Consider the following 21,606-nt stretch of genomic DNA (forward strand, 5'->3'; position numbering starts at 1 on the left):
GAGCGGATGATGCGGGACGCGAAGATCACGCAGATCTACGAGGGCACCAACCAGGTCCAGCGCATCGTCATGGCCCGCAACCTCCCGTAATCCGGGCCTGACCTGCACCGACGGCCGGACCGCAGCGCGGCCCGGCCGTCGGCGCCCACGGCGGTGCGCCGATGCTAGGTTCCGGAGAATGAGCGAGAAGGAAGAGCAGGACCTGCCCATGAACGACGGGCCCGCCAAGCCCGCGATGCGCGAGGCGCTGGTCGCCGCGGCCTTCGAGCTCTTCCTGGAGCGCGGCTTCGAGCAGACCACCGTCGACGACATCGTCTCGCTGGCCGGCGTCGGCCGGCGCTCCTTCTTCCGCTACTTCCCGGCGAAGGAGGACGTGGTCTTCCCCGACCACGAGCGCAGCCTCGCCGAGATGACCGAGTTCCTGGACTCCGGCAGCGGCGAGGAGGACCCGGTCAAGCACGCCTGCGACGCCGCCCGTCTGGTCCTGCGGATGTACGCCGAGCAGCCCTCCTTCTCCGTGCAGCGCTACCGGCTGACCCGCAAGGTGCCCGGCCTGCGGGCGTACGAGCTGTCCGTGGTCTGGCGCTACGAGCACACCCTCGCCGCCTACCTCCGCGACCGCTACGCCGACCGCCCGGACGGCCCACTGCGCGCGGACGTGATCGCCGCCGCGGTCGTCGCCGCGCACAACCACGCCCTGCGCACCTGGCTGCGGTCGGGCGGGGAGAGCGACTGGGTGGCAGAGGTGGACGCGGCGATGGCCTTCGTCACCGGCACCTGGAGCGACCGGCCGTCCGAGACCGCCGGCGAGGGCGAGTCCGACGAGGTCGTGGTCCTGGTCGCCAGTCGGCGGGCCCCGCTGTGGCGCATGGTCCAGGGCATCGAGAGCGCCCTCGGCGGCGACACCCGGCAGGCCTGACCGGCAGGCCCGACCGACGTGGCCTTACCGGGCACGCCTGACCGGCGGGCTCGACGGGCCGTGCCTCGGCTCACCCGTACGCCGCAACTGCGCTCGGGCCGGGCCCGGTTGACGGCCCGCGCGCATCGCCTGCGCGCCGCTGCCCGGCTTCGGCACCGCACCCGCCCTCGCCGTCGGGCCGGCGGCCTCCGCCGCCGCCTGCCGGTCACCAGCGCCGTCCTCGCCACCGCCCTGTTCGGCGGCGAGGCGGCGAACGCGATGCCGCTGCTGATCGTCGCCACGGTGACGGCGTTCATCACCGGCGAGGCGCTCCGGAGCCGGCCGAGACGTGACACCGCCCCGGACGACCGTACGGCGGTGGCCGGGGTCAGCTGACCTCCGAGCCTTCGGGGGCCGACCCGAGGTGGCGCTCGATCTGCTGCTGGTTCTCCACCAGCCGCAGGCAGAGGTGGCGTAGTTGGGTCAGCTCGTCCGGGTCGAAGCCACGGAAGACGGCGGCCATCGCACGCTCGGTCGGCACCCGGAAGGCATCCAGCCAGGCCAGGCCCTCAGGGGTGGCGCGGACCAGGACGGGCCGGGCCCTCCCGTTCCAGGGTGTCCACCAGGCCGGTGACATTGCGCGAACCACCCGCCGGCCCGCGCCAACATGTTCGGTGCGCTGGAAACCCCTGCGGGGGACAGGAAGTGAACATCCGTCGATTCGTGGGTGGCCGCGCCGCCGCATGCGCCATAACGGAGGGTCCCTGCCCCATCCCTGCCCCACCGGCTCCGACTCCGAGGACCCCACCCATGCCGATCAGCAACTACGGCGTGCTCGCCGCCACCGCCGTCGACCGGCGCCGCGAAGGCGGCACCGACACCCCGCACTACCAGATCCACCTGCGCGACGGGCAGGGCACCGACTACCGCGCGGCGGTCAACGTCCTCTCCCAGCAGGCCCCTTCGGACCTGCTCTACATCGTCGCCGAGAACTTCCGGCACCCCGTCACCGAACTCCTCCCGCCGGCCGGCAGCGGCTGGAACCCGCTGCCCTCCCGGCCCGGCACGGCGAGCCTGGACTTCGTCCGCGGGCACCTCTTCGACCCCGCCGCGATGCGCGTCCTGCCGCCCGACACCCCGGGCGCGGACAACGACCTCGCCGACCTGCTCGACCACCACGTCCAGCAGGCCACCGCCGACCCGGCCGCCACCCTCTACGTCTTCGGCCAGCGCTTCGGCCCCGAACCGGCCGTTCCCGACAAGCTGTTCGGCTACCTCCCCGGCAACGGCGTCCACGACATCCACCTGAACCAGGGCAACAGCGGCCGCTTCACGAGCGACGACGGCGTCTACCAGGACGGCGGCCTGCTCATCCACCTGCCCGCCCTGGACCGCTGGACCGCGATCTTCCTCGCCTCCCAGTCCCAGTCCTGGCACACCGACGACCGCACCGGCCACACCATCCCCACCCGCACCCCCGTCCCGCACCCCACCCGGCACCACCAGCCCGCCGACCGGCAGCACTGAGGCCGACCCCGCCGCCGCCCGGCCCGGTGATCGGGCCGGGCGGCGGCGGGGCGTTCCGGGATTCTTCGGGATGCTCCGGGATTCCCCGGGAAACGCAAAAGAACCCCAGAAGATTCTGGGGTTCCTGCTGGTGTCCGAGGGGGGACTTGAACCCCCACGCCCGATAAAGGGCACTAGCACCTCAAGCTAGCGCGTCTGCCATTCCGCCACCCGGACTAGGTGTCGCCCTCGCGGCTTCCGATCTCTCGTCCGTCGCGCTGACAGATGTAACTGTAGCAAAGATCGGCTTGGGCTCCCAAAACGGTTCCGGACCGGGGTACGGGGCGGGTGGCGGGAACAAGGGGTCGCGTGTGGCGGGGGCGTGACCAGGGGGTTTCGAGGACGTACGGGGGGTGGATCCGGGTCGGGGGCTGGGGGAGGATGGACGGACGTGCTCGTACGGCCCGGGTGCAGGTCCTGGGGATGGCGCGCTGGTGCGTCGGTGCGGGCCAGAGACGAGGAGTGACCGTGAGCGAGCGGAGCGAGTCGGCGGCGCCGAAGGTGACGGCTGAGTCGGAAGTCGCCGGGATCTGTCGCGATCTGATCCGGATCGACACCAGCAACTACGGCGACGGCTCCGGCCCGGGCGAGCGCAAGGCGGCCGAGTACGTGGCCGAGCAGCTCGCCGAGTTCGGGATCGAGCCGAAGATCTTCGAGTCGGCCAAGGGCCGCGCCTCGACGGTGGTCCGGATCGAGGGCGAGGACCGTTCCCGCCCGGGCCTGCTGATCCACGGCCACACCGACGTGGTGCCGGCCAACGCGGCGGACTGGACGTACGACCCGTTCGGCGGCGAGATCGCCGACGGCTGCGTCTGGGGCCGCGGCGCGGTCGACATGAAGGACATGGACGCGATGACCCTGGCGGTCATCCGGGACCGGCTGCGCACCGGGCGCAAGCCCCCGCGTGACATCGTGCTGGCCTTCCTCGCCGACGAGGAGGCCGGCGGTACGTACGGGGCGCGCTACCTGGTGGACAAGCACCCGGGGCTGTTCGAGGGTGTGACCGAGGCGATCGGCGAGGTCGGCGGCTTCTCCTTCACGGTCAACGATCAGGTCCGCCTCTACCTGGTGGAGACGGCCGAGAAGGGCATGCACTGGATGCGCCTGACGGTCGAGGGCCGGGCCGGCCACGGCTCGATGGAGAACGACGACAACGCGATCACCGAGCTGTGCGAGGCGGTCGCCCGGCTCGGCCGGCACCAGTTCCCGTTGCGGATCACCAAGACCGTCCGGGCCTTCCTGGACGAGCTGTCGGACGCGCTCGGGGTCGAGCTGGACCCGGAGAACATGGACGAGACGCTGCGCGTCCTCGGCGGCATCGCCAAGATGATCGGCACCACGCTGCGCAACACCGCCCAGCCGACCATGCTCGGCGCCGGGTACAAGGTGAACGTGATCCCCGGTCAGGCCACCGCGCACGTGGACGGGCGCTTCCTGCCCGGCTACGAGGAGGAGTTCCTGGCCGAGCTGGACAGCGTGCTCGGCCCGCGGGTGAAGCGCGAGAGCCTGCACTCGGACAAGGCGATCGAGACCGGCTTCGACGGGGCGCTGGTCGAGGCGATGCAGACCGCGCTGCGGGCCGAGGACCCGATCGCCCGCGCGGTGCCGTACTGCCTGTCGGGCGGAACGGACGCCAAGTCCTTCCAGGACCTGGGGATCCGCTGCTTCGGCTTCGCGCCGCTGCAGCTGCCGCCGGAGCTGGACTTCGCGGGGATGTTCCACGGCGTGGACGAGCGGGTGCCGGTGGACGGCCTGAAGTTCGGTGTCCGGGTGCTCGACCGGTTCATCGACGCCTGCTGATCGCGCCCACCGCGTCGCGCCTGCTGATCAGACGACTGGGTCGGCCCGCTCCCGGGATGCCGGGGGCGGGCCGACCGCATTGTCGGAGCTGATGATTGTGGGACGGGTTCGGGGAGATCGACAGAAACGATTCTGCCGAGAAATGCTTGCCGATCATGTGTGCGAGACCTCACCGTTGCGAGTGAATGGGAAATCTGTTCCGTACCCCGTTTGCCGCAGCGTCGTTCATCCCTGTGCAGCCCGCCGAACGGGTTGCGCTGTCCATACAGGAGGAATGATGAAGGTCAAGAAGATCGCCGCTGTCGCCGCCGCCACCGGCGGCCTGGTGCTCGCCGCCGCCGGTGTCGCATCCGCTCACGCGGGTGCCGAGGGTGTGGCCGCCGGTTCCCCGGGTGTCGCCTCGGGCAACCAGATCCAGGTTCCGGTGCACATCCCGGTGAACGTCTGTGGCAACACCGTCAGCGTGATCGGCGTGCTGAACCCGGCGTTCGGCAACCACTGCGCCAACATCTGAGCCGACGTCCGGGCCGCTGAGGCCTGTTGAGTGGACTCGACCCGGCCCCCGGGCGGCGGACGCGCCGCACCGGGGGCGTTCGCGTGCGCGGGGGCCGTGATACACGACCGACGACATGATCGCTCGATCGAGTGAAGCCACAGCGTTCGGCTCAACCTCGTCGTTCGCCTGTCGTTAACTCCTGTGCAGTCGAAGACCTTGCGTGATTTATGGATAGACCAAAATTCCGACTTTCATAAGGTTCACGTCAACGTCGACGCGTCGTCTCGAAAACGTCCCGAAAACGTCAGGGGAAAACATGAGGAATGTAGCCAAGAAGGGGATCCTCACGGCCGTGGCCACCGGCAGTGTGCTGGCCTCGACCGCCGGCTACGCCTACGCGGGCGCCGAGGCACAGGGGGGTGCCGTCGGGTCACCCGGCGTCGCCTCGGGCAACTCGGTGCAGGTGCCGGTCGAGGTGCCGATCAACGCCTGTGGCAACACGGTCGACGTGATCGGTGCGCTGAACCCGTCGTTCGGCAACCGCTGCGCCAATGCCGGCAGCGGCCGTCACGCGGCGCCCCAGGGCGGTCAGCCCGGTCAGTCCGGCGGCGGCACCGCGAGCTCCGGCACCGGCGGGAACCGGGGCACCACCGCCTCGGGCTCCTCCGCCTCCGGCACCGCCGCGGGATCGCCCGGCGTCGCCTCCGGCAACAGCATCCAGGCCCCCGTGCACGTCCCGGTCAACGCCTGCGGCAACTCCGTCAACGTGGCCGGCGTCGGCAACCCGGCCTTCGGCAACGACTGCGGCAACGTGGCGAAGCCCGCCCCGGCCCCCGCCCCGAAGCCGAGCGACGACTGCTCCGAGAGCAGCCACCCGGCCCCGCCGCAGCCCGGGGGCGAGACCCCCCCGGGCAACCCGCGCAACGGCGGCTCGTCCACCACGACCCCCGCCGCGCCCACCGCCAACGGCGGCCCGAGCGTCCAGGCCGTCCCGGCCGCCGCCCGTACGTCGGCCCCGGCCGCCACCGCGCCCGGCGCCCCCGTCGACAGCCAGCTGGCCTCCACCGGCGCCGGCGGCGTCGAGATGCTCGGCGCGGCCGGGCTGGCGCTGCTGCTCGGCGGTGGCGTGCTCTACCGCCGCGCCCGCGCCGGGGCCCGCTGAACCGGTAGTCCGCGGCCCCGGTAGGCCGTGGAGCCGGTAAGTCCTCGGGCCCGGTAGGCCGTGGACCCGGTGGATCGCGGACCCGGGCCTCCTCACGCGCGGCTGCGCGCACCCGCCGCGGAAACGACGCACCCGCGGTCGCCGGATGATCCGGCGACCGCGGGTGCGCGAAGGTTTCGTGCCGGCTCCCGCCCGGGGCAAGGCGACCCGCCCGTCACCAGTTCCGGACCTGGCGGATGATCCTCCGCTTGAGCCGGACCGTCCGGCTGCCGTCGGGGAACAGCCTCAGCCGGTCGAGCTCCCAGTGCCCGTACTCGGCATGCTCGGTGAGCAGTTGGCGTGCCGCGTTCCGCGTGGTGCCACGCGGCATGCGCAGCGACTGGTACTCGTACTCCGGCTGCCGGACCGGCTTGCTTGGGATCAAAACGCTCCTCCTGGGGATCACCTGCGGGCAAGCCTACGGCCTGCCCCGGACAGTCGGCCCGGGTATTTCCGGCCGTCCTCCGGTGCGAAAGCGGCGGCCCGAGGGCTCGCGGCCTGAACGGTCGACTGACAGTGCATCAGTTCTGTTGCACCTGTGGAGGGGATACCCCGATCCCGGCGCGGGAAGCGAGGCCAGGGCGGCCCCGCCCGACCCGCCGCGCGCCCTCTACGCCCGTCCCACGCCGGTACCACGGGGGGACGTACCTGTGCAGATCGGACATCAGGGCGGAAGTTGCGGTGAAATCGCGGGTGTAGGTGACAACCGCTGTGCGTACCGACACCGCGGGGAGATAGCGTCTGCACCATGTCTGATGCCGCGCAGCCAACCATTGCCGAGGTACGCGCCGCCGCTGAGGCGGTCAAGGCCGCCATCGACCGTCATCTGGAAGCGGTGTCAAGCCCCAACGCAGCGGATGATCCCGCCGTGTCCGCCGCCTACGAGCAGCTCGCGACGGCGGCCATCGCCTACGACCAACTCCTGTACGAGGCCTACGACGAGGTCACGCCCTTCGAGATCCCCGGGGACGAGGGGCCCGGCGGGTACCACGGCCCCGAACAGCCCGAGGCGATCAGCGTGCTGATCCGCCGTGACTACCACGTCGTCGACCCGAAGCGGTTGCGCGCCCAGGCCGAGCGCCTGGACGAGTCGCTGACCCCGGGCGGTGCCGGTGCGGGCGGGGTGAACGCCGCGATCGGCGTGCTGTTCGGCGAGTACGAGCCGGACGAGATCGCCGCCCGCAGCGAGGAGTTCGGCCTGGAGGAGGGGGACTCGACGCTCTGGGTCGCGGCGGCCGAGCCGACCGAGCCGGGGGAGTGGCTGCCGGAGCCCTTCGAGCACGCCGACCCGCAGCTGCTGATCTGCCGGTTCGACGTGAGCGAGGTCTACGACGACGAGGACCCGGACGACTGACTCCGTCCGGGACGGACGACGGGCGGGCCCCCACCACCGGGGGCCCGCCCGTCGCGCTTCTGCGGCTGAGCCTGTCCGCGCCTAGGCGCACCGGGTTCCAGCGCACCGGGTTCCAGCGCACCGAGTCTCAGTGCATCGGCCTCAGGCCTCCGGGGCGGCGTTCTCGGCGAGGACCGCCCGCAGCCGGGTGGTACGCGGCTGCGCCGGGCGCTCGGCGACGGCCTGGGCGAGGGCCGGGCCCGCCGCGTGCACCACGGACAGGTGCCGCTCGGCCCGGCCGAAGGCGGTGTAGACCCACTGCCGGGTGAGCGCCGGAGCGGCGTCCTCCGGGAGCACGACCACCGCGCCCGGCCAGCGACGGCCGAGCGCCTGGTGGACCGTCAGCGCCCAGCCGTGCCGCAGCCGGGCGGCCTCGGCGGGCGGGACGGTCCGGCGCGAGCCGTCCGCGTACTCCAGGTGCAGGCCGGTCGCGTCGCCGTCCAGCACCCGGGCCGGGCGGGTGATACCGGGTGCGGGGGAGTCGACCACCCGGTCGCCCGGGTCGAAGCCGCCGAACCGGCCGGGGCCGGGGTTGAGCCGCGCCTTGGCGGCGGCGTTCAGCGTCCGGGTGCCGGCCGCACCGCCGTGGCCGGGGGTGAGCAGCACCACCTGCTCGGCGGGGATGCCGAGGGCGCGCGGGATGGAGTCGGTGAGCAGCTGGATGGCTCGGTGGACGGCCTCGCCGGCGTCCTTGGCGGTCAGGATGACCACCTCCTTGTCCGGCGCCTCGACCGGCTGGAGTTCGCCGATGCCGATGCCGGAGACCAGCTCGCCGATCGGGCCGAAGTCCGGGGTGCGGGAGGCGACCGCCGGGCAGACCTTGGCGGCCAGCAGGTCGGCGAAGAAGCGGCCGGGGCCGGCCGACCAGAGCTGGCCCGGGTCGCCGCTGAGCACCAGCCGGGTGCCGTCGGCGAGCGACTCCAGGACGGTCGCGGCCAGTTCGACGTCCAGCAGCGGGGCGTCCAGGACGACCAGCAGGTCCAGGGCGAGCGTGCCGTCCGGGGCGCGGCCGGGGCCGGCCGCGCCGGAGAGCAGGTCGGCGAGGGTGACCACGGGGAGTCCGGCCGCCCCGCTCCCCGCGAGCGCGAGGAAGGAGTCCCGGCCCTGGTCGGTCCAGGTGGCGGCCCAGGCCCGCAGCCCGAGACCCCGGGCGGCGGCGATCAGCGCCACCGGTTCGGCGCGGGCCGCCTCGCCGCCGGTGTGCAGCACCAGGGCGCTGTCGGCGACGGCGCGGATGAGGGCGGTCGCGGAAGAGGAGGGCGCGGCCTCGGCCGCCGCTTCCCAGGCGGCCGGGCCGGGGGCAGCTCCGGTCTCCGCGTCGGCCTCGGTCTCCGTGTCGGTCTCGGCCTCATCCTCCGTCTCGGCCTCGGCCTCGGCCTCCGCGTCGGGCTCGGCGGTGTCCTCGCCGGGCACGAAGGTGGCCATCAGCTGGAGCAGCTTCTCCGCGAGGCTGACCTCCGCCATCGCCGGCCCCTCCAGCGCGAGCAGCGTCCGGGTCGGCGGCTCGTCGTCCTCGCCGCCCGCCGCGTGCGCCTCGGCCCCGGTGAGCTCCTCCTGGGAGGGCAGCACCCGCCCGTCCTCGACGGCGGCCTGGACCGCGGCGACCGGGTCCGGCATCCGGAGCCGGTCGAGCCCGGCGGTCACCTCGGCCAGTTCCAGGGCCGAGTGCCCGCGCAGCGCCGCCTGCTCCAGCAGCCACTGCACCAGTGCCTGGGCGCGGCGAGGGTCGCCCGGCTCGGCGTCGGGGCCGAGCAGTCCGCGGGCGAAGCCGTCCGCCTGCTCGGGACGGACACCGGGCAGGCCCAGCACCGCCCACGGGTCCTCGCGCAGCCGCTCGGCGGCGTCGTCGCCGAGCTCGGCCACGGCGGCGGCCGCCAGTTCGGCCGGGGCGCCGCCGGCGGTCAGCACTGCGGCGGTGGCGCCGAGCGCGTCACCGGGATGAAGGCCGGGCACCACCGCAGCCGGGGCAGCCGGGGCAGCGGGAGCGGCCGGACCGCTCCCGCCCGCAGCGTCCGCAACGGGAGCCTTGGGCCCCGACGGCGGCTGCCGGACCGGTCCCTGCGGAGCCGAGGCTCGGGGCGCCGACCCCTGCGCGGCGATCTCCCGCATCCGCTGCGCCAGTTCCGCGACCTTCGCCGCCTTCTCCTCGGGGGTCAGCTGGGCCCCGGCCGTCGCCTCCGGAGCGCCGTTCCCCGTGTCACTCATCGTCGTCCGCTCCAAAGGTCACTCCACTACACGTTCCACTCGACGATCCGGCCCGGGCGTCACAGCTCGGTCCACCCCTGGTCCGGGTAGCGGTGCACGGGCGACGAGATGTCGTCCAGCGCGCTGCGGATCTCACCCGGAAGCGTAAGCGCCTCCACCGACAACGCCGCCTGCAGCTGTGCCACGGTCCGCGCCCCGACCAGCGCGCTCGCGACTCCGGGCCGGTCCCGGACCCAGGCGAGTGCGACCTCCAGCGGGCTGCTGGCGAGCCCGTCGGCGGCGGTGGCGAGGGCGTCCACGATCCGCCGCGAGCGCTCCCCGAGGTACGGCTGGACGAAGCCGGTCAGGTACGGCGAGGCGCCGCGCGAGTCCTGCGGGACGCCGTGCCGGTACTTGCCGGTGAGCACCCCGCGGCCGAGCGGCGAGCCGGCCAGCACGCCGATCCCGGCGTCCAGGGCGGCGGGCAGGGCCTCGCGTTCGATCCCGCGCTGCAGCAGCGAGTACTCCAGCTGTGCCCCGGCCAGCGCCCCCCGTCCGTGGTGGGCGTGCTGCCAGGTGGCGGCCTTGGCAAGCTGCCAGCCGCTGAAGTCGCAGACCCCGACGTAACGGGCGCGCCCGGAGGAGACGGCGATGTCGAGGGCGCTGAGGGTCTCCTCGACCGGGGTCGTCGGGTCGAAGGAGTGCACCTGCCACAGGTCGACGTAGTCGGTGCCGAGGCGGTGCAGCGAGGCGTCCAGGGCGGCGAGCAGGTGGCCGCGCGAGCCGTCGAAGCGGCGGGCGCTCTCGGGGACGCTGCCGGCCTTGGTGGCGATGACGAGTTCGGAGCGGGGGATGAGGTTGTCGGTGAGCCGGGAGATCAGGTATTCGGCGCCGCCGTCGGCGTACACGTCGGCGGTGTCGACCAGGTTGCCGCCGGCGTCGACGAACTCCTTGAGCTGCTCGGCGGCCTCGTGCTCGTCGGTGTCGCGGCCCCAGGTCATGGTGCCGAGGCCGAGCCGGGAGACCTGTAGGCCGGTACGGCCCAGGTGACGCTGTTCCATCGGGCGGGCCTTTCACTGGCCGGTGGCCCCGGGCGGTTCCGGTAGCCGTGTAAACGCGCAGGTGGGGCGTGCGCTCCCCACGTCGGCTGAGCGTAGCGGCCGGTGCCCGGGCGGGGGCGAAGACCCGCAGGACGTCGACGGCCGGTGCGGCCGGGGCGCGTGTGACCCAGACCACCACTACTCGTCAGTAGCATGTCCGGCGCGGGCGCGGTTACCCTCGGCCCGACCCCAACCCACTGGAAGGTGCGGCAGATGCGACTCGGTATCAACCTCGGCTACTGGGGACTCGGCATGGACGCCGACAACATCGCCGTGGCCCAGGAGGCGGACCGGCTCGGCTACGCGGTCTGCTGGGCGGCGGAGGCGTACGGCTCGGACGCCGCGACGGTGCTCAGCTACGTCGCCGCGAAGACCGAGCGGATCGACGTCGGTTCGGCCATCTTCCAGATCCCGGCCCGCACGCCGGCGATGACGGCGATGACCGCCGCGACCCTGGACACCCTCTCCGGCGGCCGGTTCCGCCTGGGCCTCGGCGTCTCCGGCCCGCAGGTCTCCGAGGGCTGGTACGGCGTGAAGTTCGACAAGCCGCTGGCCCGCACCCGCGAGTACGTGGAGATCATCCGCAAGGCGATGTCCCGCGAGCGCCTGGTCCACGAGGGCGCGAACTGGACGCTGCCGCTGCCCGGTGGCCCGGGCAAGCCGATCAAGCTCACCGTGCACCCGGTGCGCGAGCACATCCCGCTGTACATCGCCGCGATCGGCCCGAAGAACCTGGAGCTGACCGGCGAGATCGCCGACGGCTGGCTCGGCATCTTCTTCTCGCCCGAGCACGCCGCGATGTCCCTCGACCCGCTGACGGCCGGCCGCGCCAAGGCCGGGAAGACGCTGGACGGCTTCGACCTCTGCCCGACCGTGAACCTGGCGGTCGGCGAGGACATCAAGGCCGGGGTCGACGGCCTGCGCTCGTACGCCGCGCTCTACATCGGCGGCATGGGCAGCAAGGAGAAGAACTTCTACAACCAGCTGACCCGGCGGATGGGCTTCGAGCAGGCCGCCGACGAGATCCAGGAGAAGTACCTGGCCAGGGACTACGCGGGCGCCGCGGCCGCCGTCCCGCACGACCTGATCGACGCCACCTCGCTGATCGGCGACACCGCCCGGATCGCCGACCGGATGCAGGCCTACGCCGACGCGGGCGTCACCACGCTCACCCTGGCGCCCTCCGGCTTCACCCTGGACGAGCGGATCCGGGCGCTGCGCACGGGCGTCGAGGCACTGGAGCGCGCCGGCCTGGCTTAGGACGCGCCGGGGAACGGGCGGCACTACAGCCAGTCGTGCCGCTTGAACACCCGGTGCAGGGCCACGCAGACCACGGCCATCAGCGCCAGCACCGCCGGGTACCCCCAGGGCTGGTGCAGTTCCGGCATGTCGTCGAAGTTCATGCCGTAGATGCCCGCGATCATCGTCGGCACGGCGGCCAGCGCCGCCCAGGCCGAGATCTTCCGCATGTCGTTGTTCTGCTGCACGCTGACCTGCGCCAGGTTGGCGTTGAGGATGTCGGACAGCAGCCGGTCCATGCCGTCCACCTGGTCGTTGACCCGGGCCAGGTGGTCGGCGACGTCCCGCAGGTAGGGCGCCGTCTCGGGGCGGACGAAGCGGGCACCGCGCTCCAGCGTCAGCATCGGCTCCAGCAGCGGGCCGGTGGCGCGGCGCACGGACATCACCTGGCGCTTGTAGCCGTAGATCCGCCCGGCGGTGTCGCGGCCGACCCGGCCGGGGGTGAAGATGTCCGACTCCAGCTCGTCCAGGTCGGTCTGCAGCGCGGTGGCCACCTCCACGTAGCCGTCCACGATGGTGTCGGCGACCGAGTGCAGCACCGAACTGGGCCCGTAGCGGAGCAGTTCGGGCTCCTTCTCCAGCCGGGCCCGCAGGTCGCCGAGCGGGCTGTCCTCGCCGTGCCGGACGGTCATCACGAAGTCGCGGCCGAGGAAGACCATCACCTCGCCGATCGTGACGACGTGCGCGCCGGGGGCGTAGCCGAGGGTCTTCAGGGTGAGGAGAAGCGAGCCCTGGTAGGCCTCGGCCTTGGGGCGCTGGTGGGCGCTGACGGCGTCCTCGACGGCCAGCGGGTGCAGTGCGAACTGCCGGCCGACGTGGTCGAGTTCCTCGGCGGTCGGCTCGAAGAGGCCTATCCAGACGAAGCCGTCCGGACCGGCCGCGCGGGCGGCGGCGAGCGCGCCGGCCAGGTCGTCGGGGGCCTCGATCCGGTGGCCGTCGCAGTAGGCGGCGCAGTGGACGATCATGCGGGCCATTGTCACCCGATCGCGGCCGTCCGGCACGGATCCGGAGCGGATCCACCCCGGATCCACCCCTGATCCACCCCGGAGCCGGGGCGGAACGGCCCCACCGCCCGGCCCGCCGGACCCGCGACCGGGCAGATAACCGGACGGTAACCGGCCCCCACGGCCCTGCCCGGAGGCCGTAGGCTGAGCCCCATGCCCACCCTGCTGCTCGTCCGTCACGGCCGCTCCACCGCGAACACCGCCGGAATCCTGGCCGGTTGGACCCCCGGCGTGGATCTCGACGACACCGGGCGCGCGCAGGCCGCCGCGCTGGCCGACCGGCTGGCCGGCATCCCGCTGGCGCAGGCCGTCAGCAGCCCGCTGGAGCGCTGTCGGCAGACCCTGGAGCCGCTGCTGGCCGCCCGGCCCGAGCTGGCCGAGCCGACCGAGGACGAGCGGCTGGGGGAGTGCCACTACGGCGAGTGGACCGGTCGTCCGCTGGCCGAGCTGGCCAAGGAGCCGCTCTGGCGCACCGTCCAGGACCACGCGGCCGCCGCGGCCTTCCCCGGCGGAGAGTCGCTGCGCGAGCTGAGCCACCGCACGGTGAGCGCGGTGCGCGAGTGGAACGGGAAGGTCGCCGCCGAGCACGGCGAGGACGCGGTCTGGATCGCCTGCTCGCACGGCGACGTGATCAAGGCGGTGGTGGCCGACGCGCTCGGCCTGCACCTGGACCACTTCCAGCGCATCAGCGTCGAGCCCTGCTCGGTCACCGCGATCCGCTACACCCCGCACCGGCCCTTCGTGCTGAGGATGGGCGACACCGGCGACCTCGCCTCGCTGGCGCCGAGGACCGGCCCCGCCCCGGCCACCCCGGCCGGCGACGCGGTGGTCGGCGGCACCGCCTGAGCGGCGCCGCCGGTGGCACGAGCCCGCGGCGCCGCCGGTGGCACGAGCCCGCGGCGCCGCCCCCCCCAGTGCCGACTCACACTGCCCGACCCGTGGCGCAAGCCCGCGGCACCCGTCCGAGCGGCACCGCCCGGGCGCCCGCGTGTCACCCCGCCCGCGGCCGTCGGCTCGGCTCCCCGGCCGAAGCCCGAAGGTCGTAGGGTGACTAACGAGTCCGAACACCCGCGATCCCCCACGGCGGATTCGCGCCGACCGACACGATCCGGAGCGAGAGCGTGACCCGTCAGGTCTACTTCTACGACCAGCCCGAACGGTTCGTGGCCGGCACCGTCGGCCAGCCCGGCGCCAGGGCGTTCTACCTGCAGGCCAGCGCCCGGGGCCGGATCACCAGCGTGCTGCTGGAGAAGACCCAGGTCGCGGCGCTCGCCGAGCGCATCGAGGAGGTCCTGGACGAGGCGCTGCGGCGCAGCGGCGGCGACGCCTCCATCCCGGCCGCCGCCCCGAAGGACCTGCTCGACACCGCCCCGCTCGACCTGCCGCTGGAGCAGGAGTTCCGGGTCGGCACGATGGCCCTGGCCTGGGACAGCGTGGACGGCTGCCTGGTCGTCGAGGCGCAGGCGCTGGTCGAGGAGGAGGAAGAGGAGGAGGACGCCGCCGAGGCGGTCTTCACCGACGACGACACCGGCCCGGACATGCTGCGGGTGCGGCTGACCGGCGCGATGGCCCGGGTGTTCGCCAAACGCGCGCTGGACCTGGTCGCGGCCGGCCGCAAGCCCTGCCCGTTCTGCAACCTGCCGCTCGACCCGGAGGGCCACCTGTGCCCGCGCGCGAACGGCTACCGGCGCTGAACACCGAGACCCCGCCGCAGGCCGACCCGACGGCCGCCGCCGCGCTGGCCGCCGACGTGCCCACCGCCCTCGCGCTGCTGCGCCAGGGCGAGCTGACCGTGCACGGCCGGCTCACCGACGCCTCCAACGCCGCGCTGTACTGCACGGTCGCCCACGGCTCGCTCAGCGCGCAGGCCGTCTACAAGCCGGTGGCCGGCGAGCGCCCGCTCTGGGACTTCCCGGACGGCACGCTGGCCGGCCGCGAGGTCGCCGCGTACGAACTGTCCGCCGCGACCGGCTGGGCGCTGATCCCGCCCACCGTCCTGCGCGACGGCCCGCACGGACCCGGCATGGTGCAGCTGTGGGTCGAGCCTGACCCGCAGGCCGAGCCGCTGCTCGCGCTGCAGGACCCGCGCGGCCCGGAGGAGGGCTGGCTGCCGATCGTCCGGGCCGAGGTGGAGGGCGGGCGCACCGCGCTGCTGGTGCACCACGACGACCGGCAGCTGCGCCGGCTCGCCGTACTGGACGCGGTGCTCAACAACGCCGACCGCAAGGGCGGCCACCTGATCCCGGCCGCCGACGGCCGGGTGTACGGCATCGACCACGGCGTCACCTTCAACACCGAGGGCAAGCTGCGCACCCTGCTCTGGGGTTGGGCGGGGGACCCGCTGCCCGTCGAGGCGCTGGAGGTGCTGGCCCGGCTCGCCGAGCAGCTGGACGGCGAGCTCGCCGAGCGCCTCGCCCCGCACCTGACGGGGGCGGAGCTGGACGCGACCCGGTCCCGGGTGGCCGAGCTGCGCGGCTCCGGCCGCCATCCGCTGCCCTCCGAGGACTGGCCCGCGATCCCCTGGCCGCCGGTGTAGGGACGGTCCGGAGCCTGCCGGTCGATGGTCTGGACCTGTCTCCGGAACAGGTCGCACACTGCTCCGATGGACGCGCGACGGACCACCCCCACCCCCCGCAGCTCGCCGGACCTGCCGTTGCACCGCCTGCAGGTCCCGCTGCCCCAGCTGCTCCCGTTCGCCATCGGCAGCTTCGACACGATCGGCCCGCTCTCCCGGGCGGGCTTCCCCCACCGGCACTCGTTCCACGAGATCGTCCACGTCACCGGCGGCCGCGGCGCCCACGTCCTGGACCTGGTCCACCGGCCGCTGGCGCCACCGCAGTTGTGCGTGATCGGCGTCTCCCCGGGTCACTTGCAGACCCTGGTCAAGCAGGCCACCGGCCGCACGCCGGGCGGGCTGATCCGTCGCCAGCAGACCCTGGAAGCCAAACGGCTGCTCGCCTGCACGGATTTGACGATCCGTCAGGTAGCCAAGGAGGCGGGCTTCGCGGACCCGGCGTACTTCTGCCGCTTCTTCCGCCGGGAGACCGGGATGACCCCGGGGGAGTTCCGGGCGCGGGTCGACGGAAATCACCACGATCCCCGGATCATGTCCATCGCGGTCGCGCCGGACGGCCCGTAACTTTACTGCTGGCCACCGGTGGCCGGCCCGGGGCCCTCGGATGGGCGACCGGTCAGGTCCTTGTCATGCCCCCACCATGGCAAGGGCCGCCCCCCTTACGAGCACCCCGTCTCACGAGAACCCCGGCCTCGCGAGACCCCCGCCTCACGAGAAGGAGACGGCGCATGCCCACGCCCGACGGCATGATCAGCCGCAAGACCGTCCTGAAGGCCGCCGCCGCGCTCGGGGCCGCCCCGCTGCTGGTCGGCGGCGGGGCCGCACTGGCCCGCGAGCAGACCGAAGGCCCCTACTTCAAGCCGAACTCCCCGCTGCGCAGCTCCATGGTCGACGACGGCCCCGGCACCCGGTTGGTCGTCAGCGGCTACGTCTTCGGCCGCGCCTGCCGGCCCGTCTCCGGCGTGCTGCTGGACTTCTGGCAGGCCGACGACAACGGCGCCTACGACAACGCCGGCTACACCTTCCGAGGCCACCAGTTCAGCGACGCGGGCGGCGCGTTCAAGCTGGACACCATCGTGCCCGGGCTCTACCCGGGCCGCACCCGGCACATCCACGTCAAGCTCCAGGCCCCCGGCCGCCCGGTCGTCACCACCCAGCTGTACTTCCCGGGTGAGCCGCGCAACAGCACCGACACCATCTACGACGCCCGGCTGCTGATGAACGTCCGGCAGAACGGCAACGTCCGCGAGGGCAGCTACGACTTCGTGCTGGACGTGCCGCAGACCCCCGGCACGCCGAGCCCGACGTCCACGCCCACTCCCACCGGGACGCCCACCACGCCGCCGAGCGGCAGCTGGGCCCCGGGCACCTCCTACCGCGCGGGCGACCGCGTCACCTACTCCGGCGTCTCCTACGTCTGCCTCCAGGCACACACCGCCATGGTCGGCTGGGAACCGCCGAACGTGCCGGCCCTCTGGCAGCGGTCGTAGCGGCTCCGGCCGCGTCCCCCGGGGAGCCGGGCGCCCGGTCGGCGGCAGGGCCGGCCGGGCGCTCAACCCTGCCCGGACCCGGGCAGGCTCCCTGGCGGGCGTCCTGGCGGGGTCGAAAATCCGTGCAATACCAGTCGGGAAGCGGTCAAGCAACGGCAGGAAGCGAATCCAGTCGATCTTGCGCACTGGTTAGGCTTTCAAATGTTCGCAAGGTTAAAGTTGTTTCCATGCATGCCTGGCCCGCCTCCGAGGTTCCCGCCCTGCCTGGTCAGGGTCTCCCCCTCCGTATCCACGACACCGCAGCGGGTACGGTCCGGGAGGTCGTGCCGCAGGACGGCACCGCCCGGATCTACGTCTGCGGTATCACCCCCTACGACGCGACCCACATGGGCCACGCCGCCACCTACAACGCGTTCGACCTGGTCCAGCGCGTCTGGAAGGACGCCGGCCACGACGTCCTGTACATCCAGAACGTGACCGACGTGGACGACCCGCTGCTGCAGCGCGCGGTCGAGACCGGCCAGGACTGGACCGCCCTGGCCGAGCGCGAGACGGCCCTGTTCCGCGAGGACATGACCGCACTGCGCATGCTCCCGCCGGCCCACTACGTCGGCGCCGTCGAGTCGATCCCGTGGATCGTCCCGATCGTCCAGAAGCTGCTGGCCGCCGGCGCGGCCTACAAGGTCGACGGCGACATCTACTTCTCGGTCGACGCCGACCCGCACTTCGGCGAGGTCTCCGGCCTCACCCGCGAGGCCATGCGCCCGGTCTTCGCCGAGCGCGGCGGCGACCCGGACCGCCCCGGCAAGCGCAACCCGCTGGACGCCCTGCTCTGGCTGGCCGCCCGCCCCGGCGAGCCCGCCTGGGACACCGAGCTCGGCCACGGCCGCCCCGGCTGGCACATCGAGTGCGTCGCCATCGCGCTGCAGTACCTCGGCATGTCCTTCGACATCCAGGGCGGCGGCAGCGACCTCTCCTTCCCGCACCACGAGATGGGCGCCGCGCACGCCCAGGTCGCCACCGGCACCCACCCGTACGCCCAGGCGTACGTGCACGCCGGCATGGTCGCCCTGGACGGCCAGAAGATGTCCAAGTCCCGCGGCAACCTGGTCTTCGTGTCGGCGGTGCGCCGCGATGGCGTCGACCCGGCGGCGATCCGCCTGGCGCTGCTCGCGCACCACTACCGCGCGGACTGGGAGTGGACCAAGGACGTCCTGGACGAGGCCGTCGAGCGCCTCGCCCGCTGGCGCGCCGCGGTCTCCCGGCCGGACGGCCCGTCGGCCGAGCAGCTGCTCGCCGAGGTCCGCACGGCGCTCGCGAACGACCTGGACGCGCCCGCCGCGCTGGCCGCCGTCGACCGCTGGGCCGAGCGGCAGGAGACCGAGGGCGGCACCGACATCGGCGCACCCGGGCTGGTGTCCCGCACCGTGGACGCCCTGCTCGGCGTCGCACTGTAGGCCCGCCGTAGTCCCGCTGTAGGCCCGCTGCCGTCACGCACCGCAACGCCGAAGGGGCGTCAGGACCAAGTGTCCTGACGCCCCTTCGGCGGTTCCGGGCGACGCCCGGTGACTACTCCTCCTCGGCGCCGTCCTGGCCCTCCCGGGCCGTTCCAGGCGCCTCCGGCTCGGCCGGCCGCTCCGCCGTGGCGTGCCCGGACACCGGCTTCTCGCCGGTCGGCCCGACGTTCTCCCGGCGGCGCAGGTAGCGCTCGAACTCGCGGGCGATGGCGTCCCCGGAGGCCTCCGGCAGCTCCGCGGTGTCCTGCGCCTCCTCCAGCTGCTGGACGTACTCGGCGACCTCGCTGTCCTCGGCGGCCAGCTGGTCCACGCCGAGCTGCCAGGCCCGGGCGTCCTCGCCGAGTTCGCCCGGCGGGATGCGCAGGTCCAGCAGGTCCTCCAGCTTGTTGAGCAGGGCCAGCGTCGCCTTGGGGTTCGGCGGCTGCGAGACGTAGTGCGGCACCGCCGCCCAGAGCGTCACGGCCGGGACCCCGGCGTGCGTGCAGGCCTCCTGGAGCACGCCGACGATGCCGGTCGGGCCCTCGTACCGGCTCTCCTCCAGGTCCAGTCGGCGGGCCAGCTCCGGGTCGGAGGTGACCCCGCTGACCGGCACCGGGCGGCTGTGCGGGGTGTCGCCGAGCAGTGCGCCCAGGATCACCACCAGCTCGATGCCCAGCTCGTGCGCGAAGCCCAGCAGCTCGTTGCAGAACGAGCGCCAGCGCATGCTCGGCTCGATGCCGCGGACCAGCACGACGTCCCGGGGCGTCGGCTCGGTCACCCGGATCACCGAGAGCCGGGTGGTCGGCCAGGTGATCCGGCGGATGCCGCCGTCCAGCCAGATCGTGGGCCGGTTGACCTGGAAGTCGTAGTAGTCCTCCGCGTCCAGGGCGGCGATCACCTTGCCGCCCCAGGTCTCGTCCAGATGCGCCAGGGCCGCGGAGGCGGCGTCGCCCGCGTCGTTCCAGCCCTCGAAGGCGCAGACCATCACCGGGTCGATCAACTCGGGAACATCTTCCAGCTCGATCACCCAGCGTCTCCCTCCGGTCGGCGGCCTGGCCGGCACCGCCCCGGCTGGTTTGCCGGGGCGCCGACGGGCCGGCTGCCGACTGTCGAACCTCTCGTCTCCCATGGAACGCCTCGCCCCATGGTCCCTACCTGCCCAGCCTACGGGCTTTGATGCGCACCGCGGCCGGGCACCGGGACAGTCTGGGGGAGCCGGCCGCCCCGATCCAGCGGATATCGGGACCCCGCCGACTGACGGGCCGTCAGTCGACGGGCGGGCGCGGACCGCGTCCGCCCGGTGGCGCGGTGCGACGGGCGTGCCGCGACGGCCCGGCGGCGCGATGATGAACAGGCGCGATGACGAACGGACGGGGGCCGGGCGGAAGGGGCCGGACCGATGAACCGATGGCTGTGGACCGGCGCGGGCGCGGCCGCGCTGACCGGTGCCGCGCTGATGGTGGCGGCAGTGGACCGGGCCGGGCGCCGGCTGCCGGTGGAGCACGTCACCGAGGGCGGACTGGAGCTCCACCAGCCGCCCGGCGCGGTCTGGGACGTGCTGACCGACATCGACCTCTACCCGGCCTGGCGCCCGGGCCTCACCCACGTCGAGCGGCTGCCCGCCGCGGCCGGCGGCCGGGTGCGCTGGCGCGAGTACGACCGGCACGGGCACACCACGTACGAGGTGGTGGCGAGCGAGGCCCCGCACCGCCTGGTCACCGGCATCGCCGACCAGGACCTGCCGTACGGCGGCACCTGGACGTACGTGCTCACCCCGGCCGGGCCGGGCTGCTCGCTGACCGTCACCGAGCGGGGCGAGGTCCGCCGGCCGATCCACCGGGCCGTCTCGCACTACCTGACCGGCGAGGACGCGACCGTCCACCGCTACCTGGGCGCCCTGGCCCACCGGCTGGCCGGCTGACGGGCGGCGGCTACCGGACGTCCACCCAGCCGCGCCGGTACGCCGCCCAGTTCTCGGGCGTCGAGGCGAAGTCCACGTACAGCGCGACGCCGAAGTTCGGCCGCCGCAGGTCCTCCCGGCCCAGGCCCAGCCGGACGCCGCGGACGGCCGCGTCGACGGTCTCGGCGTCGCCCCAGTGGCCCCACTTGTCGTCCCAGTAGAACGGCAGGCCGATCAGCAGGTCCACGTCGGCCGGGGTGGCCCGCAGGGCGAGTTCGGTCTGCCGGGCGACGTAGCCGCCGTACAGCGGTTCGGTCGGCATCGAGGTGTCGTAGGTCATCACGGCGATCTGGTCGACCCGGCGGGCGGTCGCGGCGAAGTACGCCGCGTCCCACCACTTGCCGTGGTCGGTGAGCAGGATCCCGGCCGTGTGCAGGCCCGGCACCGGGTCGATCTGCGGAGCCGCGACCGACAGCTTGGCGCCGCGTGCCGCGGTGACCGGGCGGACCTGGTCGAGCAGGGCCAGCCAGCCCGCCGAACCGGGGCGGATCGGCTCCATGTCGAAGTGCACGCCGTCGAAGCCGAGGTCCAGCACCTGGCGGGCGGAGCCGGTGACCCGGTCCCGGGTGGCGGCGTACTCGAGGTCCAGGGCGTCCTTCTCCGGCTTGACCTCGTCGCCCAGCCAGCTCTGCAGCCGTACGTCGGGCAGTGCCCGGTGCACGGTGTCGGTGAACCAGCGGGCCCGTGGGTGGACGGCGGGCGGCAGCGAGCCGTCGTGCTCCAGCGGGCCGGTGTGCACGTACAGGTCGCGAATGCCGGTGCCGGCCAGCTGCCGCACCAGCGCCGTGACGTCGGCCTCGGTCTTGCGGCCGTCCACCCAGGCGTGGCCGAGCCAGACCGCGTCCCGGCCCCGGGTGCGGGCCTCGGCGGCCGGTTCACCCACATAGTGCAGCCGGATCGCGACGAACAGCGAGCCGAGCGCGGCGACCGGCACCGCCGCCGCCAGCGCCAGGACCAGCAGGGTCCGGCGCCACCGGGACCACCCCCGCCATCGGCCGCGCAGCGCCCGGAACGGGGCCGCCAGGGCCCCGCCGATCCGCCGCGCGCAGGTCCGGAATCGGGCCATGCGCTTGCTCCCCCCTTGCGGTCGAGCGCTCAGGATACGGAACGGGCCCCCGGACCGACCCGTCGGCCGGATACCCTG

Annotated in this window: 23 protein-coding genes and 1 tRNA gene; 16 read left to right on the plus strand and 8 right to left on the minus strand. The window is 73.6% G+C overall.

What is annotated here, in order from left to right:
• From ACZ52J_RS38380 to ACZ52J_RS38390, 3 genes are all read left to right on the plus strand, one after another.
• Positions 1-90: acyl-CoA dehydrogenase family protein (locus ACZ52J_RS38380; protein WP_144385854.1), on the plus strand; the 90-nt coding region annotated here is incomplete at its 5' end.
• Positions 91-178: 88 nt separating this feature from the next.
• The gene (locus tag ACZ52J_RS38385; protein WP_360498194.1) at positions 179-919 is read left to right on the plus strand and encodes a TetR family transcriptional regulator; all 741 of its coding nucleotides are present in this window, start codon (positions 179-181) and stop codon (positions 917-919) included.
• A 60-nt stretch (positions 920-979) separates the two neighbouring features.
• Positions 980-1,294 (plus strand): hypothetical protein, encoded by a 315-nt coding sequence (locus tag ACZ52J_RS38390; RefSeq protein ID WP_465625540.1) that lies wholly within the window; start codon positions 980-982, stop codon positions 1,292-1,294.
• Here the strand turns inward: ACZ52J_RS38390 and ACZ52J_RS38395 are convergent.
• Positions 1,287-1,535 carry a hypothetical protein gene (locus ACZ52J_RS38395; RefSeq protein WP_465625541.1) on the minus strand — a complete coding sequence of 83 codons (249 nt, stop codon included), beginning with the start codon at positions 1,533-1,535 and terminating at the stop codon, positions 1,287-1,289. The two genes, ACZ52J_RS38390 and ACZ52J_RS38395, sit on opposite strands and share 8 nt — an antisense overlap.
• A 173-nt stretch (positions 1,536-1,708) precedes the next feature.
• On the opposite strand from ACZ52J_RS38395, the gene ACZ52J_RS38400 reads away from it, so the two are divergent.
• On the plus strand, positions 1,709-2,425 hold the full coding sequence (locus tag ACZ52J_RS38400; RefSeq protein ID WP_465625542.1) for a DUF2278 family protein: 717 nt from the start codon (positions 1,709-1,711) through the stop codon (positions 2,423-2,425).
• A 128-nt stretch (positions 2,426-2,553) separates the two neighbouring features.
• Here the strand turns inward: ACZ52J_RS38400 and ACZ52J_RS38405 are convergent.
• Positions 2,554-2,641, minus strand: a tRNA-Leu gene (locus ACZ52J_RS38405).
• A gap of 246 nt (positions 2,642-2,887) precedes the next feature.
• On the opposite strand from ACZ52J_RS38405, the gene ACZ52J_RS38410 reads away from it, so the two are divergent.
• The 3 genes from ACZ52J_RS38410 (at position 2,888) to ACZ52J_RS38420 (ending at position 5,922) form a co-directional block, all read left to right on the plus strand.
• Positions 2,888-4,264 (plus strand): M20/M25/M40 family metallo-hydrolase, encoded by a 1,377-nt coding sequence (locus ACZ52J_RS38410; RefSeq protein ID WP_465625588.1) that lies wholly within the window; start codon positions 2,888-2,890, stop codon positions 4,262-4,264.
• 277 nt (positions 4,265-4,541) lie between these two features.
• A complete protein-coding gene (locus tag ACZ52J_RS38415; protein ID WP_465625543.1) occupies positions 4,542-4,778 on the plus strand; it encodes a chaplin in 237 nt (78 codons plus the stop codon).
• Between the two features lie 298 nt (positions 4,779-5,076).
• Positions 5,077-5,922: a chaplin gene (locus ACZ52J_RS38420; RefSeq protein WP_465625544.1), complete on the plus strand. Its 846-nt coding sequence runs from the start codon at positions 5,077-5,079 to the stop codon at positions 5,920-5,922.
• 214 nt (positions 5,923-6,136) lie between these two features.
• Here ACZ52J_RS38420 and ACZ52J_RS38425 read toward each other — a convergent pair whose 3' ends face one another.
• Positions 6,137-6,343, minus strand: a complete 207-nt coding sequence (locus ACZ52J_RS38425) for a DUF5703 family protein (RefSeq protein ID WP_360498519.1) — start codon at positions 6,341-6,343, stop codon at positions 6,137-6,139.
• Between the two features lie 366 nt (positions 6,344-6,709).
• Between ACZ52J_RS38425 and ACZ52J_RS38430 the strand changes: the two genes are divergently transcribed.
• Positions 6,710-7,315 carry a hypothetical protein gene (locus ACZ52J_RS38430; protein ID WP_465625545.1) on the plus strand — a complete coding sequence of 202 codons (606 nt, stop codon included), beginning with the start codon at positions 6,710-6,712 and terminating at the stop codon, positions 7,313-7,315.
• Positions 7,316-7,456: 141 nt separating this feature from the next.
• On the opposite strand, the gene ACZ52J_RS38435 is transcribed toward ACZ52J_RS38430, so the two are convergent.
• The gene (locus ACZ52J_RS38435; RefSeq protein WP_465625546.1) at positions 7,457-9,559 is read right to left on the minus strand and encodes a helix-hairpin-helix domain-containing protein; all 2,103 of its coding nucleotides are present in this window, start codon (positions 9,557-9,559) and stop codon (positions 7,457-7,459) included.
• A gap of 59 nt (positions 9,560-9,618) precedes the next feature.
• Positions 9,619-10,599 (minus strand): aldo/keto reductase, encoded by a 981-nt coding sequence (locus ACZ52J_RS38440; RefSeq protein WP_465625547.1) that lies wholly within the window; start codon positions 10,597-10,599, stop codon positions 9,619-9,621.
• A 252-nt stretch (positions 10,600-10,851) separates the two neighbouring features.
• On the opposite strand from ACZ52J_RS38440, the gene ACZ52J_RS38445 reads away from it, so the two are divergent.
• Positions 10,852-11,898, plus strand: coding sequence for an LLM class F420-dependent oxidoreductase (locus tag ACZ52J_RS38445; protein WP_360498212.1), 1,047 nt, complete (start codon positions 10,852-10,854; stop codon positions 11,896-11,898).
• 23 nt (positions 11,899-11,921) lie between these two features.
• On the opposite strand, the gene ACZ52J_RS38450 is transcribed toward ACZ52J_RS38445, so the two are convergent.
• A complete protein-coding gene (locus ACZ52J_RS38450) occupies positions 11,922-12,902 on the minus strand; it encodes a magnesium and cobalt transport protein CorA (protein ID WP_465625548.1) in 981 nt (326 codons plus the stop codon).
• A gap of 192 nt (positions 12,903-13,094) precedes the next feature.
• Between ACZ52J_RS38450 and ACZ52J_RS38455 the strand changes: the two genes are divergently transcribed.
• The 6 genes from ACZ52J_RS38455 to mshC all read left to right on the plus strand — a co-directional run bounded on the left by ACZ52J_RS38455 (position 13,095) and on the right by mshC (position 18,463).
• Positions 13,095-13,787: a histidine phosphatase family protein gene (locus tag ACZ52J_RS38455; RefSeq protein ID WP_465625549.1), complete on the plus strand. Its 693-nt coding sequence runs from the start codon at positions 13,095-13,097 to the stop codon at positions 13,785-13,787.
• Positions 13,788-14,062: 275 nt separating this feature from the next.
• The gene (locus tag ACZ52J_RS38460) at positions 14,063-14,635 is read left to right on the plus strand and encodes a DUF3090 family protein (RefSeq protein WP_360498218.1); all 573 of its coding nucleotides are present in this window, start codon (positions 14,063-14,065) and stop codon (positions 14,633-14,635) included.
• Between the two features lie 44 nt (positions 14,636-14,679).
• Complete coding sequence (locus tag ACZ52J_RS38465; protein ID WP_360498521.1) at positions 14,680-15,477, plus strand: SCO1664 family protein; 798 nt, start codon at positions 14,680-14,682, stop codon at positions 15,475-15,477.
• 66 nt (positions 15,478-15,543) lie between these two features.
• Positions 15,544-16,080, plus strand: coding sequence for a helix-turn-helix transcriptional regulator (locus ACZ52J_RS38470; protein WP_465625550.1), 537 nt, complete (start codon positions 15,544-15,546; stop codon positions 16,078-16,080).
• Between the two features lie 164 nt (positions 16,081-16,244).
• A complete protein-coding gene (locus tag ACZ52J_RS38475; protein WP_465625551.1) occupies positions 16,245-17,006 on the plus strand; it encodes a dioxygenase family protein in 762 nt (253 codons plus the stop codon).
• Positions 17,007-17,233: 227 nt separating this feature from the next.
• Positions 17,234-18,463: a cysteine--1-D-myo-inosityl 2-amino-2-deoxy-alpha-D-glucopyranoside ligase gene (gene mshC, locus ACZ52J_RS38480; protein ID WP_465625553.1), complete on the plus strand. Its 1,230-nt coding sequence runs from the start codon at positions 17,234-17,236 to the stop codon at positions 18,461-18,463.
• 112 nt (positions 18,464-18,575) lie between these two features.
• Here the strand turns inward: mshC and ACZ52J_RS38485 are convergent, their stop codons facing one another.
• On the minus strand, positions 18,576-19,529 hold the full coding sequence (locus ACZ52J_RS38485) for a PAC2 family protein (RefSeq protein WP_360498226.1): 954 nt from the start codon (positions 19,527-19,529) through the stop codon (positions 18,576-18,578).
• A gap of 372 nt (positions 19,530-19,901) precedes the next feature.
• Between ACZ52J_RS38485 and ACZ52J_RS38490 the strand changes: the two genes are divergently transcribed.
• The gene (locus tag ACZ52J_RS38490; protein ID WP_465625554.1) at positions 19,902-20,423 is read left to right on the plus strand and encodes an SRPBCC family protein; all 522 of its coding nucleotides are present in this window, start codon (positions 19,902-19,904) and stop codon (positions 20,421-20,423) included.
• Between the two features lie 10 nt (positions 20,424-20,433).
• Here ACZ52J_RS38490 and ACZ52J_RS38495 read toward each other — a convergent pair whose 3' ends face one another.
• A complete protein-coding gene (locus ACZ52J_RS38495) occupies positions 20,434-21,528 on the minus strand; it encodes a glycoside hydrolase family 18 protein (protein ID WP_465625555.1) in 1,095 nt (364 codons plus the stop codon).
• Positions 21,529-21,606 lie beyond the last annotated feature (78 nt).

It is taken from the genome of Kitasatospora sp. NPDC034035 (assembly GCF_055575755.1).

Bases quoted from the DNA above. Each gene is read 5' to 3' on its own strand.
- ACZ52J_RS38440 (WP_465625547.1), bottom strand. From the start codon at position 10,599: ATGGAACAGCGTCACCTGGGCCGTACCGGCCTACAGGTCTCCCGGCTC.
- ACZ52J_RS38400 (WP_465625542.1), top strand. From the start codon at position 1,709: ATGCCGATCAGCAACTACGGCGTGCTCGCCGCCACCGCCGTCGACCGG.
- ACZ52J_RS38445 (WP_360498212.1), top strand. From the start codon at position 10,852: ATGCGACTCGGTATCAACCTCGGCTACTGGGGACTCGGCATGGACGCC.
- ACZ52J_RS38410 (WP_465625588.1), top strand. From the start codon at position 2,888: ATGGCGCGCTGGTGCGTCGGTGCGGGCCAGAGACGAGGAGTGACCGTG.
- ACZ52J_RS38420 (WP_465625544.1), top strand. From the start codon at position 5,077: ATGAGGAATGTAGCCAAGAAGGGGATCCTCACGGCCGTGGCCACCGGC.
- ACZ52J_RS38495 (WP_465625555.1), bottom strand. From the start codon at position 21,528: ATGGCCCGATTCCGGACCTGCGCGCGGCGGATCGGCGGGGCCCTGGCG.
- ACZ52J_RS38395 (WP_465625541.1), bottom strand. From the start codon at position 1,535: ATGTCACCGGCCTGGTGGACACCCTGGAACGGGAGGGCCCGGCCCGTC.
- ACZ52J_RS38415 (WP_465625543.1), top strand. From the start codon at position 4,542: ATGAAGGTCAAGAAGATCGCCGCTGTCGCCGCCGCCACCGGCGGCCTG.
- ACZ52J_RS38385 (WP_360498194.1), top strand. From the start codon at position 179: ATGAGCGAGAAGGAAGAGCAGGACCTGCCCATGAACGACGGGCCCGCC.
- ACZ52J_RS38490 (WP_465625554.1), top strand. From the start codon at position 19,902: ATGAACCGATGGCTGTGGACCGGCGCGGGCGCGGCCGCGCTGACCGGT.
- ACZ52J_RS38435 (WP_465625546.1), bottom strand. From the start codon at position 9,559: ATGAGTGACACGGGGAACGGCGCTCCGGAGGCGACGGCCGGGGCCCAG.
- ACZ52J_RS38470 (WP_465625550.1), top strand. From the start codon at position 15,544: ATGGACGCGCGACGGACCACCCCCACCCCCCGCAGCTCGCCGGACCTG.
- ACZ52J_RS38450 (WP_465625548.1), bottom strand. From the start codon at position 12,902: ATGATCGTCCACTGCGCCGCCTACTGCGACGGCCACCGGATCGAGGCC.
- ACZ52J_RS38430 (WP_465625545.1), top strand. From the start codon at position 6,710: ATGTCTGATGCCGCGCAGCCAACCATTGCCGAGGTACGCGCCGCCGCT.
- mshC (WP_465625553.1), top strand. From the start codon at position 17,234: ATGCATGCCTGGCCCGCCTCCGAGGTTCCCGCCCTGCCTGGTCAGGGT.
- ACZ52J_RS38475 (WP_465625551.1), top strand. From the start codon at position 16,245: ATGCCCACGCCCGACGGCATGATCAGCCGCAAGACCGTCCTGAAGGCC.
- ACZ52J_RS38455 (WP_465625549.1), top strand. From the start codon at position 13,095: ATGCCCACCCTGCTGCTCGTCCGTCACGGCCGCTCCACCGCGAACACC.